Consider the following 12,881-nt stretch of genomic DNA (forward strand, 5'->3'; position numbering starts at 1 on the left):
TTACAAATACCGGTCAGATTCGTTAATAGCCAAATCGTTAATGCTGGCAAATCTTTTACGCATTAGTCCATTCTCATCAAATTCCCAAAGCTCGTTGCCATAGCTGCGGTACCACTGACCTGCCGCATCGTGCCATTCGTATTCAAACCTAACTGCCATGCGGTTTTCTTTAAAGCCCCAAAGCTCCTTTTTTAGCTTATAATCCAGTTCTTTCTCCCATTTGCTTTTTAAAAACTGCTTTACCTGTTCGCGGCCGTTTATAAATTCGGTACGGTTACGCCATTCAGTGTCCTCGGTATAAGCAAGGCATACTTTTTCTGGGTCTTTGGTATTCCAGGCATCTTCTGCAGCTTGTACTTTTTGCAGGGCGGTCTCCATATTAAACGGAGGCAGGGGGTATCTTTTTTCTTGCATGCTGATATTTCATAAAATTAGTAAAAACCGCAAAGCTAAGAACTAGCTTAGCTCTTGCGGTTATAGCCAGATCCCGGCAGTAATATTACACCAATTGTCCGGCGCGGACAACAGGAAAATCAATAGCAGTGTCTGCGGCGTTATTAAAATAATTGGTCAGCACGTTTAAACCCACATGACCGATAATCTCGGCTATCTCTCCCTCTGTCAGTCCGGCGGCTTTTACTGATTCCACATCGGCATCGTTTACCCTGCCTTTTTTCTCCAGCAATACATTCGCAAACTTTAAAATGGCGGCAGTTTTTTCATCAGCCGCATTGCCGTTACGTGCGTTTTGTAAAGTGTTTGTATCAATATGCACCAGCTTTTCGCCGATATATGAATGGGCCGATAAGCAGTAATCACAACTGTTGGTTTCGCCAATGGTAAGGGCCAGCAGTTCGCCTCTTTTACCGCCCAATTTTCCATGGCTTAGTGCTGCGTTTAAATTTAAGTATCCTTCAAGCAAGGCAGGCGAATGCCCCATGGTGCGCATCATGTTTGGCACTACGCCAAGTTTGCTTTGTATTCCATCAAATAATTCTTTGGTTTTGCCAGTGGCTTCTTCCGGGTTAATTGCTGTTAAGCGTGTCATTTTCTTTGTAATTTGTTTTGTCGTTATTGACAATACAAATGTGCAACCGCTGCCGTTGCTGCAAAATGGATGATGTACGCTTGTTGATGGACAATTTTTCCCTCAGCGCCCAATGAACTTTTTGTAACGCTCAACCGCTCTATCCACAGCTTTATTGTGCGCGGGGTTTAGTTTACCGAAAATGTTTAAGTCAACCTCAAGTGCTTTTCCTTTCAAAGTGCGCCGCCATGTTCCGGCAACTTTGCCATCAATCAAAACAGCTGGCGCAAAAATTATGTACTTTGTTTGCTCTTTATATTTTTTATTGATAGCTACATTCCGGTCGCTGTAGGCTACTGCAAATTCATCATAAGCAGGCAACAGGTAGGCTAGGGGCGCCCTGCCGATTGTTTGCTGCCGGTCTTTATTCACCCAGTAGCGGACGCCGTTTAAGATAACTTCGGTTAATCGGTCCCGATTCGCTTCTATCCCCGCTTTTGCGTCTGTTACAGTAAGGCCACTCCACCATGTAAAATCCTGCACAGTTGCAGGACCCCGGCTTATAAAATAGCGTTTAACCAGTTCTTTAACTGCGTCATTGTGCGGGAGACTGGGATATTGCGGTACACGGTCGTCGAAAAGGGCGTAAGTAAACTGGTTGCCCTGCCTGCCGCCACTGCAAATAACTTTATCAAGTTCGGCCTGCATCAGTATGTGCGAGAAACGCTCCTCGTTAATGTCAATCCCCGCTTTATGCAGTACGGCAGCCATATCCGTACGACTAAGCTGCCGATTGCCATCCAGTTCTTTTGCAAGGGCATCATTGCTAATTTTAAAGATGCGGCTATCCAATTTTAGCTGCCGGTGGCGCCCCGCCGCCTGCCGGGCGATGCGCGGTGCGGAAAGTTCAATCATCCACCGGGCATCAGCAGGTGTCACAAAATGCCAGGTCGGCCGCAATACATGGGTACGAATGATACTGCCATCCGTCAAAGCTTTGTCGATAGCAGAATCCTTACTTTTTTGCAGCCGCATGCCCACTGCCCATTTTGCACCTGCATAGTCCTGAGCCTGTACGGCGCCCAGATAATTTATAATTTCGGCGGCCTTATTAAATCGTTGCGATGCTAAATGCTGATTGAAAAGACGTAAACGGGAGATATCAGTCGATTTCATATTTGAAGGTATTGCAGAGGATTGACAACTGCATGTCAGCAGATGTTTTAATTTATCCGATACCCGCCTTCAGGACTTTACTGACCTCTACGATTTCCTGACTTCAGGGACTTCAGCCTGCTCAATGTTTCCTGCGAAATACCCAGATAATCAGCCACGATTTTATTAGGCAGCCGTTGCACGATGATGGGGTTTTGTTTCAGTAAGATATCGTACCGCTCTCGTGCATCCATGGTTATCAGGCTTTCAATCCGTTCAATGGCATCAATGTATGCGCGTTCCAGGTTAAGGCGGGTCATCGTTTCCCAACCGGGCATTTCGTCTATAAGCCGCTGATAGTCGTTATAGCCAATAACCAACATTTCAGAGGGTTCGACACACTGAATGGATGCCTTTGATGGCTGTTTCAAAACAAAGCTCGGAAAAGCGGTGCCCATTTGCCCTTCAAACATTAAAAAACGGGTGGCTTCCTGTCCGTCATCGTCAATCAATAAAATACGCAGGCAACCCTTAGCAATAAAATACATATACTGGCTTATTTTTCCTTTTTCCAACAAAATTTCGTTGCGCCTGGCCGTCAGCGGTTTATAAAAACCGGCGATAGTCGCCCATTGCTCATCAGTTACACTGAGGTTTACCGATAGCGCTTTCCTTAACTCGTCATATCTATTCACGTTACAAAAACCTTATAATGTAATAGCTTTATAAATATATACCTTTGAGATTCCTAAAATAAAACAAGATGGCTCAAAAAGTAGTAACCGTAAATATTAATGTTTACGAACAATCCACCACCAACCGGCACTCTGCTTACGACATCAGCTACGTAAACAGGTACCTTGAAGAAGGCTGGACGATCAAACAAACCCTGCACAGCCCGGCCGTTGCCTCAAACTGGATAAACATTACGTTTATTCTGGAAAAGTAAGAGAGAAAAATTCATGCAGATGTTACATAGTGTGTGGCAAAATAACAGGATTAGTTTGTAATTTCATCCGCATATCCATTATTATAAACCTCGCTATATGAAGACCTGTTTATCACTGCTTGCAGCCCTGCTGTTTTCGGTTGCATGTTTTGCACAAGAGTTACCTGCCCGCTGGGATGAGCTTGTTGCCACTGATTTTCCTAAGGCACTCGAAAAGTCGTCCAGAACCTGTATTCTGCCCATAGGGATATTAGAAAAGCACGGACCGCATTCGCCGATAGGCACCGATTTAATCCACGTGCGTGAATGGGCTGCCCGGGCGGTAAGATCAGAGTATGCGGTGGTATTTCCTGATTATTTTTACGGACAAATAAATGAGGCCCGTCATCAGCCCGGCACGTTTGCCCTGCCAAGTAAGGTCATTTACGAACTGCTGGAAGAAACCTGCGACGAAATAGCCCGGAATGGATTTGATAAAATCGTGATACTTAACGGTCATGGCGGTAACCCGGAGTTTTTGCGTTTCTTTATGCAATCGCTGTTGAACAAGCGCCATAATTATGCGGTTTACCTGTATACAGGCGGCGGGCGGGATGCTGATTATGCTAAACAGTACCATGCAATGCATAAATCGCCTATGGCTAATGATCAGCACGCTGGTGAAGATGAAACCTCGGTGTTAATGTATTATCGCCCCGATTTGATGCGTATGGACCGAGCGGCCAGCCAAAGCGGCGCTGACCAAAAGCGCAGCGACCTCCCGGGCTTATATACGCCTATCTGGTGGTATTCATCATATCCCAACCACTACGCAGGAGAAGGGGATAAGGCAACGGCCGAATTTGGCAAGTTCATCACCGATCACGAAATAGCATCTTTCATAAAAGCACTACAGGAAGTTAAGGCCGATACCAAAACCCTTCAGCTGCAAAATGAATTTTACGATAAAGTTGATAAACTGAATAAATAAAAAAGCAACAAAATATCGTACGTCATGCCGTTTAGCGACGGGCATAGCCCAGCGCTGGCAGATCGGCGCCTTTCAGGGCTATTGCACATTGAGGGCAATGTTTCTCGCCATGTAAGGGCAAATTCCCTCAGCGTAGGGCATCGGCTGCGTCGCCACGACAGATTTTTACAACAAATATCAGGGCAGATTGTCGAAGTCTATAACAGGTGCTTTGCCTTTCGGAGTTCTTTCCAATATGAGGCCGCGCCTGGTATAATTATTAAAAAAGCCGCAGTTTTTCAGGAAAAAAGAGCTGCCTTCTACACCTCCTGCATAATCCATCCGGTAACCTTTTTGCGCCGTTGCATCATTGGTAAATTTGGCTTTAGTGATTTCTGTCCATTGGCCTTTATCATCGGCCACCCAGCCGTTGCTGAACATTACCCGTCGTGTTACTGTTCCTTCCTCAGGCTCAAAATTTTCGAGGAATGAGTGCAGACCAACCAGGTAAGTATGCGTTTGCGGCCTGTTGAAACTGGCTAATAGTTCCCATTTGCCAAGTTCGGGCGCGTAGAACCATGCGGTAAAAGCAGTGTGGTTTTTATCTTCCGGTTTGGCGTGTATCAAAAACCGGTAGGTGTTTCCTGCTTTCCAGTTATAGTTCATGTAACTCTGCCCGCCGGAACCTTCATTGCCAAATTCACCTGTGTGCACATTTGCGCCTTTTTTCAGCATTACAATTTTTTGGCTGTCAGGAATTGCCTTAGGATCATCGGTGCTAAACGGGCTCCAAACTGAAAACAGAATGTGCCGCTCCGTAGGAGAGTTAACCTGCATGCCGAAATAACCTACATTAAACCCATCTGCCATAAAATAGGAGCCAATCACATCATTTCCAACCGGTACCGTTACTTCATTGTAAAACCATTCGGCGTTAACTTTGGGGGCGTCATAGGCCAGGTGCACCGATGGCCCCCGGCGGCCCCAATGAAAGTAATTACCATTGTTATCCGGCACATAAGCCGTTTTATTGTTAATTGCGGCGCCTGATAGTTTAATCGCGCTCACCTCGGCAAACTGCCTGCCGGTTTTATTAATACCGCTTAGTGTTACAGCAACGTAACCTGTGTCTTTCGCTAACCATTCACCCGCATAATAATCCTTAAGATCACTGCCGGCAACACTTACCTGGCTGGTGCTTTTTAAAGCAGATACGGCTATTTTGCTGTTGCCATCCGTCTTAAGATTCAACCAAAGCTTAAAATAGCCGGTCCGTTGCAGGCGAAAATAAAAGACAAACTTAGTAGTACTTTTTGTCCATCCTACAATACCGTTATTGGTTACGGTTCCGCCGCTTGTATCACTCCCTACCCGCCATGAATTGCCACCTGCAGGAAGGGTAATAACGGTATCGGTTGCGCTGATAATTGTTTTTTTGAAATGATGACCGTTTGCTACTGCTGCAGAAGCAGATATAGCGGTTAGGAATAATACGGCCGTAGCCAATTTATTTATCTTCATTATTTCGGATACATTGTATGTCATTGTAGAAACGCGATGCTTCCGTCTCCCACAGGACAGATGTCAAACATATTTTCGTTCTGGTACGTATTGCAAACGAATTACCTTTCGCTTTTTTTTTGACACGAAGCATCGCGTCTTTACGTTTCACCTGCATGATTTGTGTGTAAATAGATTCTATTTACCTTCTTTTATAATTAATAACCACCCCTTGCCTTTTTCCACTTTTATATCCTGCCCATCTTTAAACTGGGCGGCGGGCTGGAAATTCTTAATTGCAGGTGCTGTTATAGCTGCTGCAGCCGGGTTTATACCTAATGCCTTCCAGTTTATTTTAAGCTTTACGTTTACATCATCATTCGCCCAACTGGCTATTGATACTAATACCTTATGTTCTTTTTTGTAGATGGTGGCCAGCACTTCCTGATTGTTGGTTTTTATTGGGTTGTTTTCTACCCAATAGCCAATCATTTTTGTGCCCTGCATGCCGAATTGATCCCAAACTTTCCATATCGGGCGTGGGTCGGCATTGTCGCTCCACGGCATGCGGTTGGTCATGCCATAAATCATGCCACGCCATGGATTGCCACCACCTTGCAGCATTTCCCCCATCAGGCCAAACGGGATGCCTGATACCTCGGTCAGGAAGAAATCAGGCGAATTTTTCTCATAATCAAAATATTCACCAAACCAAAGCCTGTTCAGGTAGGGGAAATGTTCCATATACAGGTTAGCGCTGTTGTTAAAGCCGTCGCTTTTATTGTATTGATTAGCCGAGTGAAGGTCGATAATACCCGGATGTCCGTCTTTGGTCAGCACACGTTTAATGCGTTTCATGGTGATGCGGTCGAATGCAACGTCATCCAGGTAAATACCGTCGATACCCACGTTTTGTACCAGCCAGTTCATGCCTTCTACGTAATAGTTATGCCAGCGGCTCATTCCACTGTTTATTAATGCAGCATCCTTATATGCAGGCACATACCAGGCAGCGATGTAATCATCCACTACATGCTCCTGCAGCCACGAATAGCCGCCGCCCTTGCCCGGTGAATAAATTTCATGACCAAGGCTACGCATCGGAAAAGTTTCATAAGCACTATTTGATAGCTCGCGCACGGTGTTATATATCTTAACTTTCAGCCCTAACCGGTGAGCGGAATCGATATAACTTTTCATTTGCTTCCAGCGGATAAACGGGTAGTTGATGTACGGATTTATCGGCGTGCCGTGGTGAATGTTAACCACAGTTGCCCCGGTTTCTTTGATACTATCCAAATCACTGTATTTATGATAAAACCTGGTGGCCCATTGAAAATCAGTATTAATAGGGTGGAAAGGTGTGATCAGTAAAGTAAAATTATAATACAACACATCGCCTTTTTTCATATTACGCGCACCGCTGTAGTTATTTACTAACACCTGGCTGCCTGTCTCGCTTATGTTTATGCCTCCTTTATTATCATTGCCCCATGATGTCGGCAGGAGTAAGGGCTTTTGCAGATAAAAATTCGTATTCAGCGGACGCACATAGTTTTCATCGCGAAGAGAGTATTGCAAACCGGCGTTTACATCGCCCAGCCAGGCGCCATCCTGGTTTTTGTGGGCTACGTCCCATTTCCATTCATACTTTTCCGGCCTGCGCTCGCCTTTAAGGTTCAGGCCGATGATGTATTTAGATGCCTCTTTATTGAAAGGTATTTCCATACGGATGTCCTTTAGAACTACGTCCTTCAGGGCGGTTAACTTAACCGTGTACATGGCAAATCCGTCAAATTCAACATTGCCGGTCACATCCATTTTCAGGTTGGCAGATATATTGGTGGCTGTCCAGCCAACGGTTCCGGCTTGTTTGGTTGTAAATTTTACACCTTTGGCCTGCCAGGTTTCCGGGCCATTTTCATTTTCTGCCACCAGCTTTATCGACGACGCAATAACTTCTTTTGCCTTTGCCGATATCGACGTCATTTCAGGCGTAAAGAAAGTTTCAATCTTTGCCGGGAAGCCGGTTTTACCGAGCACGAGCTTGCGACCGAGCAAACTGATGCTATTCTGGTTTACGACCAGCGACGTATAAGGCTTAATGACATCATTTTTTTGCGCCAATGTAGAATTTAACCAGGTAAGCCGCGTTTCTTTCCAAGGCTCATTTATGTTGCCGTTGGCCGCAACTTTTGCATCTACCTTAATACTGATGCCAATTTTAGTGTTTTCTGCATTTTTTGCGGTCACAGTAGCATAACCCTCATAAGTACCGGCAGCGATTCCTGCAGGAATATTTACCAGGCACCACATTGCCTGCACATCGCCTTTAGCGATGTCGACGGTTTTGTTGAACGACTTACCCCGGTAATCGACGCCGCTGTTATTTATACATGAAATCAGTTTTGATGAGATAACACTGCCGGCCTTGCCTTTCAAGTCTGAAAATATAATTTTTACGCCTGACAAATCTTTAGCGACGGGATAAATGCCCAATTGATATGAATAGTTTTCACCGCGTTTAGCCTCGCCGCTGAACATACCCTTAACGCCTTTTTCTATCCAGCGTTGGGGCAGGTCGTGTTTCATTTTTATAATGTGCAACCTGTCCTCCGGAAATACCAGGTAACTCTTCCCTGCATTTTGTTGGATTAAGTTCTTTGTCTCTGTTTCCGTGGCGATCACCTCCATCGGGTAAAAACTGTTTAAGGCGTTAAGCGATTGAATACTTTCAACTTTAGCACCCTCAATATTCTTGGCAGCCGCTATCGATTGCAGCCAGGCATTATCTGCCGTTTGGGCAGCAGGGATATACTTCGCATTAGGATAGTTTGATTTCCGGTTGATAGAATAAGGCATATAATATACAAAGTATTTATTATGCCCGGCAACAGGCTCAAAATAAAGCACGCACGCTTCGCGGTTCATAGCTGCTACTGAAACATTCATCAAGCGTTTATTGGTGGCAGAATCAACCATAAATAGTTGTTTGTTTTCTGGTTTCAGGTCCTCCCTGCGCCAATTGATCATGGCCTTTGCAACGGAAGTATTTGCATTCTGCAATGTAAGCGCCACGCGGTGATTGCCTAAAGAATCGGCATCCCAATCGTTATTTTTTGAAATGTAAGGGATTTGCTGTGCAGCAGCAGCTTTAACAGCAAAAGACAACATTGCCAGGTAAAAGATTTTCTTCATGAGAGTCAGTGTATTATCGGAATGCTAAATTAGCATAATGCCACCGACTTAGTGTTGCCAGCGCAAACGATTGCGCAGAGAAAAATTTGCCATTTATACACAGGTAAGCGTTCTGCGTAATCAAGGCATGCTATTTATTTCAGAATCACTTTTGTAGCCCCATATCCAAATTTCTCTTTGCGGGCATCCATAAATGTTTGCACTTTTTGGTGGCGGCCCAGTTGTTTATGAAGTTCATGGCGCAAAATACCGTTGCCTGCCCCGTGAATAAATGTTATTTCGGGCAGTTGGTGGACAATAGCTGCGTCAAGCATCTTATGAAAATAATCCAGCTGGATTTTAAGAATTTCGCCGCTATTGAGAAATTGATAATCGTTACGGATCTTTTCAATATGAAGGTCGACTTCGCTTTTCGGCTTTTCGACCACCGCCTTCTCTTCGGGCGATTGATAAAAGCTCTCCTTCAGCTTTTGCGCGTCAATTACCAGTTCGGGCTCATCTAACCTGAAAAGCCACCCTTGCTGGTTTAATAGCGGTATTGTCTTTTTCGAACCTGAAAAATCTTTCGCTTTAAACTTTTCATTAATTATCAATGGGGCAGGGGGCTGCACATTTTGTTTGGTATAATATAGTATATGAAAGCTGAGGGATGGCCAAAGCTGCAAATCCGCCAACTGGGCTGAATAAACTTTAGCAGCAGTATTGGCTGCAAGTGTTCCGCTAAATTCGCCTTTGTATACCTGTTGTTTTTCAGCGGTCAGGGATGCAAGCAGTTGAAAGGATGTTTCGTTAATCAAATAGAAATGTACCACTGAATTCGCCTTTGAGTCGTTAACCGCTCCAAGAAAAACACCATTGGTTTTAAATTCGCCGGCCTGCACAGGTTGGTCAATAGCGGTATCGTCCTTTTTGTTGCCTGGCGCTTCGTAACCATGCACTGTGGTAACTTTACTCGCCAGTACAGGTATTTCAAAATCATCCTCGCCGGTAACGCCTATCATCTGGTCGTCGATAATACGGGTTACAAAGCCCTCCATCTTTTCATCAACAAACCGCACAAAATCGCCTAACTTATACTTCATTTTCTTATGATTTCACAGACTTAAAAATTGGTTCCACAGACAGAAGGTAATTTAAAGATTATACAGATTGAATTAACTTGAGTTTGCCGATTCAGTTAATTGAATAAACTGCAGCCATCTCTGTATCGGTGGAATGCCAAAAATAAAAAAACCACCCGCCCTAAGGCAGATGGTTAGAAATTAGTTATTTAATACCCCTATTAAAATAACTGGGTGCAAATTAAATAAATATTTGCCGGACTACAAATAGTAAGTTAATTTTTTTTCGCAAACAGTTGTAATTATTCCATCCCGGCAGCGTCTTATGGGTATATCGTCTTAAGATAGGTGTTATTGACATATCGTGTCAGCCTAAAACAATTTACTTTTTGCAAAAAAAATTACTAAGAATGTTTAAATCAATTATTGCAGCTGCTATTTGCAGCATGGTTTTGTTCCAGGCCCGGGCGCAAGACCTTTACATGCCGCGCGACGTTCAGCAAGCCTATAAAAAAGGCACCCGATCGATGGATGGTAAACCCGGAAAAAACTACTGGCAAAACCATGGCCGGTACACCATATCAGTTACCGCGCTACCTCCGGACAGAACAATAAAAGGCGTTGAGCAGATAGTATATTTTAACAACAGCCCCGATACGATAAAGGCGCCGAACATGAAGCTGATATTGAACATACACCGCCCCGGAGTGGCGCGGTTTAGTACAGCAAACCCTGACTATTTAACCACCGGTGTGCAAATCGATTCGTTTACGGCAAACGGCACAAATATTCCCTGGAATAATGAGCGGGCTGTAAATACTAACCAGCGCTTTAAACTACCCAAACCCTTAGCGCCGCATGATTCAGTAAAGCTCGACATCACCTGGCATTATACTATATCAAAAGAAAGCGGCCGTGAAGGTATGATTGACTCAACCAGCTATTACCTTGCTTATTTTTATCCGCGTGTTGCGGTGTTTGATGACTATAATGGCTGGGATATGCTGCCATTTTTAGATGCACAGGAGTTTTATAACGATTTTAATGACTACAAGCTTAGCGTAACTGTGCCTAAAAACTACCTGGTATGGGCTACAGGCACCTTGCAAAACGCTGCCCAGGTTTTACAACCTGAGTATGCAAAAAGATTAGAACAATCATTCACCAGCGATTCGACCATACATGTGGCTACAAAAGAAGACCTGGCGAAGAAACAGATTACGGCCCAAAACGAAACCAACACCTGGGTATGGACAGCTACTAACATCAGCGACGTAGCCGTAGGCATAAGCGACCATTATGACTGGGATGCTGCCAGCGCCATTGTTGATAGTAAAACCGGCAGACGGGCAAGCATGCAGGCTGCTTTTTTAGACAGTGCTACTGATTTTCATCATTCGGTACAATTTGGCCGCCATTCATTAACGTGGCTGTCAAATAACTGGCCGGGCGTACCTTATCCTTTCCCGAAAATGACGGCCTTCCAGGGTTTTGCCGATATGGAATACCCGATGATGGTAAACGACAGCCACCAGGATGATTTACATTTTGCCCAATTTGTACAGGATCATGAGATAGCGCACACCTTTTTCCCTTTTTACATGGGGATTAATGAAAGCCGATATTCATTTATGGATGAAGGCTGGGCTACCACCTTCGAGCGCCTGATCGGCACAGCAGAGGTTGGCAAAGAAGCAGCCGACAAGTTATACAAAGCTTTCCGTATAGAAGGCTATATCAATGACCCTTCACAGGCTGAGGATCTGCCTATTATAGTACCTACGAGCGAGGTAAGGCAGGGTTTTGGCAATAATGCTTATGGCAAGCCGTCGCTAAGCTACTTTGCCCTTAAGGATATGCTTGGCGATGACCTGTTTAAAAAAGCACTGCATACATATATGGACAACTGGCATGGCAAGCACCCTATTCCATGGGACTACTTTAACTCGATGAACAGCGGCTCGGGTAAAAACCTGAACTGGTTCTTCAACAACTGGTTCTTTACCACCAATTATATAGATATAGCTGTACAAAAGCTTACTAAAACGAATGGAGGTTATGCGATGGATGTGAAAAATATAGGCGGCTTTGCAATACCTTTTGACATCAATGTGACCTATACCGACGGCACTACTGCAACTTTTCACCAAACGCCTGAAGTTTGGCATAAGAACGAAAAGCTAGCCAGCATCAATCTTAAAGCCGGCAAAACCATCAAGTCGGCGGTGCTTGACGGCGGTATTTTTATGGATGCTGATGAAAGCAACAATAGATGGGACGGCACTAACTCCGCTGTCAAAGCCCGGTAAAAGTAAACCACTGTACGTTCTATAAATGAGAAAACCCGGCGATCAAACCGGGTTTTTCTATTTTAGATAAATTTAATTTTAAGAATTCTGAACAGAGTGGTTCAGATCGTTAATGTCGCTTTTTGCCTTTGCTTTGGCCCCTTCAAATTTGCTCTGGGCCTGATCCTTAAGGTCTTCAGCTTTTTCCCTGGCAGTAGCAACTGCGGCGTCCCTGTAGTCAGCGGCGGTTTCGGCAGCCCCGGCAAACTTTGAGCGTGCTTTGCCATAAAGGTTATTTCCATATTCGCGAATGCTGCTTCCGGCGGTTTGGGCCTTGTCCTTAGCATCCTCTATTAAATCATTTATGTAGTCGGCGATGTCCTCCCTGGTTTTTTCGCCTTTTTCGGGGGCTAACAATAATCCTAAAGCCGCCCCGGCTGCTGCCCCTATCAGTAGTGCAGCTATAACTCTTGTCTGGTCTTTCATATATTTGTATTTAGATGGATTCAATAGTACAATAACGATGCCGGATTTTTGTTTGTAAAAAAATTAAAAAAGCTCCATAATGTCAATCTAACACAACAAGCAAACGGTTTATTACAGTACGTCAATTAAAATTAAGATTTTCTGCATAAGAAAAAACGAGGCTGTATCATAAATCGTGATACGGCCTTTTTTTTGGTGCGCCCGGCAGGGCGCATTTACTTGGCGGTGCAAGTCCGCTATGGGCCCGTTAAGGGGAACCATTAGCCGA

The 12,881-nt window shown here is 44.5% G+C and carries 11 protein-coding genes; 3 read left to right on the plus strand and 8 right to left on the minus strand.

Features of this window, described 5'->3' with window-relative positions; genetic code table 11:
- The 4 genes from Q3W13_RS19695 to Q3W13_RS19710 all read right to left on the minus strand — a co-directional run bounded on the left by Q3W13_RS19695 (window position 1) and on the right by Q3W13_RS19710 (window position 2,877).
- Window positions 1-414, minus strand: coding sequence for a nuclear transport factor 2 family protein (locus Q3W13_RS19695; protein WP_302866710.1), 414 nt, complete (start codon window positions 412-414; stop codon window positions 1-3).
- 85 nt (window positions 415-499) lie between these two features.
- The gene (locus Q3W13_RS19700; RefSeq protein ID WP_302866712.1) at window positions 500-1,048 is read right to left on the minus strand and encodes a carboxymuconolactone decarboxylase family protein; all 549 of its coding nucleotides are present in this window, start codon (window positions 1,046-1,048) and stop codon (window positions 500-502) included.
- 102 nt (window positions 1,049-1,150) lie between these two features.
- Window positions 1,151-2,203 (minus strand): winged helix DNA-binding domain-containing protein, encoded by a 1,053-nt coding sequence (locus Q3W13_RS19705; protein ID WP_302866715.1) that lies wholly within the window; start codon window positions 2,201-2,203, stop codon window positions 1,151-1,153.
- Window positions 2,204-2,280: 77 nt separating this feature from the next.
- A complete protein-coding gene (locus Q3W13_RS19710) occupies window positions 2,281-2,877 on the minus strand; it encodes a Crp/Fnr family transcriptional regulator (RefSeq protein WP_302866716.1) in 597 nt (198 codons plus the stop codon).
- Between the two features lie 68 nt (window positions 2,878-2,945).
- Here Q3W13_RS19710 and Q3W13_RS19715 point away from each other — a divergent pair, with 68 nt between their 5' ends.
- Both Q3W13_RS19715 and Q3W13_RS19720 read left to right on the plus strand, forming a co-directional pair.
- Window positions 2,946-3,131 (plus strand): hypothetical protein, encoded by a 186-nt coding sequence (locus tag Q3W13_RS19715; protein ID WP_302866718.1) that lies wholly within the window; start codon window positions 2,946-2,948, stop codon window positions 3,129-3,131.
- A 97-nt stretch (window positions 3,132-3,228) separates the two neighbouring features.
- Window positions 3,229-4,101 (plus strand): creatininase family protein, encoded by an 873-nt coding sequence (locus Q3W13_RS19720; protein WP_302866720.1) that lies wholly within the window; start codon window positions 3,229-3,231, stop codon window positions 4,099-4,101.
- Window positions 4,102-4,278: 177 nt separating this feature from the next.
- Here the strand turns inward: Q3W13_RS19720 and Q3W13_RS19725 are convergent, their stop codons facing one another.
- From Q3W13_RS19725 to Q3W13_RS19735, 3 genes are all read right to left on the minus strand, one after another.
- On the minus strand, window positions 4,279-5,625 hold the full coding sequence (locus tag Q3W13_RS19725; RefSeq protein ID WP_302866723.1) for a DUF3472 domain-containing protein: 1,347 nt from the start codon (window positions 5,623-5,625) through the stop codon (window positions 4,279-4,281).
- Window positions 5,626-5,778: 153 nt separating this feature from the next.
- Entirely contained in the window at window positions 5,779-8,778 is a 3,000-nt protein-coding gene (locus tag Q3W13_RS19730; RefSeq protein ID WP_302866725.1) for a glycoside hydrolase domain-containing protein, read from the minus strand.
- Between the two features lie 134 nt (window positions 8,779-8,912).
- A complete protein-coding gene (locus Q3W13_RS19735) occupies window positions 8,913-9,860 on the minus strand; it encodes a Smr/MutS family protein (protein ID WP_302866728.1) in 948 nt (315 codons plus the stop codon).
- Between the two features lie 389 nt (window positions 9,861-10,249).
- On the opposite strand from Q3W13_RS19735, the gene Q3W13_RS19740 reads away from it, so the two are divergent.
- The gene (locus Q3W13_RS19740) at window positions 10,250-12,148 is read left to right on the plus strand and encodes a M1 family metallopeptidase (RefSeq protein WP_302866731.1); all 1,899 of its coding nucleotides are present in this window, start codon (window positions 10,250-10,252) and stop codon (window positions 12,146-12,148) included.
- Between the two features lie 78 nt (window positions 12,149-12,226).
- Here the strand turns inward: Q3W13_RS19740 and Q3W13_RS19745 are convergent, their stop codons facing one another.
- Window positions 12,227-12,613 carry a YtxH domain-containing protein gene (locus Q3W13_RS19745; RefSeq protein WP_302866733.1) on the minus strand — a complete coding sequence of 129 codons (387 nt, stop codon included), beginning with the start codon at window positions 12,611-12,613 and terminating at the stop codon, window positions 12,227-12,229.
- Window positions 12,614-12,881 lie beyond the last annotated feature (268 nt).

This window comes from Mucilaginibacter sp. L3T2-6, from assembly GCF_030519355.1.
In the GTDB taxonomy this organism is placed as follows: domain Bacteria; phylum Bacteroidota; class Bacteroidia; order Sphingobacteriales; family Sphingobacteriaceae; genus Mucilaginibacter.

Bases quoted from the DNA above. Each gene is read 5' to 3' on its own strand.
- Q3W13_RS19695 (WP_302866710.1), bottom strand. From the start codon at position 414: ATGCAAGAAAAAAGATACCCCCTGCCTCCGTTTAATATGGAGACCGCC.
- Q3W13_RS19700 (WP_302866712.1), bottom strand. From the start codon at position 1,048: ATGACACGCTTAACAGCAATTAACCCGGAAGAAGCCACTGGCAAAACC.
- Q3W13_RS19705 (WP_302866715.1), bottom strand. From the start codon at position 2,203: ATGAAATCGACTGATATCTCCCGTTTACGTCTTTTCAATCAGCATTTA.
- Q3W13_RS19715 (WP_302866718.1), top strand. From the start codon at position 2,946: ATGGCTCAAAAAGTAGTAACCGTAAATATTAATGTTTACGAACAATCC.
- Q3W13_RS19720 (WP_302866720.1), top strand. From the start codon at position 3,229: ATGAAGACCTGTTTATCACTGCTTGCAGCCCTGCTGTTTTCGGTTGCA.
- Q3W13_RS19725 (WP_302866723.1), bottom strand. From the start codon at position 5,625: ATGACATACAATGTATCCGAAATAATGAAGATAAATAAATTGGCTACG.
- Q3W13_RS19730 (WP_302866725.1), bottom strand. From the start codon at position 8,778: ATGAAGAAAATCTTTTACCTGGCAATGTTGTCTTTTGCTGTTAAAGCT.
- Q3W13_RS19735 (WP_302866728.1), bottom strand. From the start codon at position 9,860: ATGAAGTATAAGTTAGGCGATTTTGTGCGGTTTGTTGATGAAAAGATG.
- Q3W13_RS19740 (WP_302866731.1), top strand. From the start codon at position 10,250: ATGTTTAAATCAATTATTGCAGCTGCTATTTGCAGCATGGTTTTGTTC.
- Q3W13_RS19745 (WP_302866733.1), bottom strand. From the start codon at position 12,613: ATGAAAGACCAGACAAGAGTTATAGCTGCACTACTGATAGGGGCAGCA.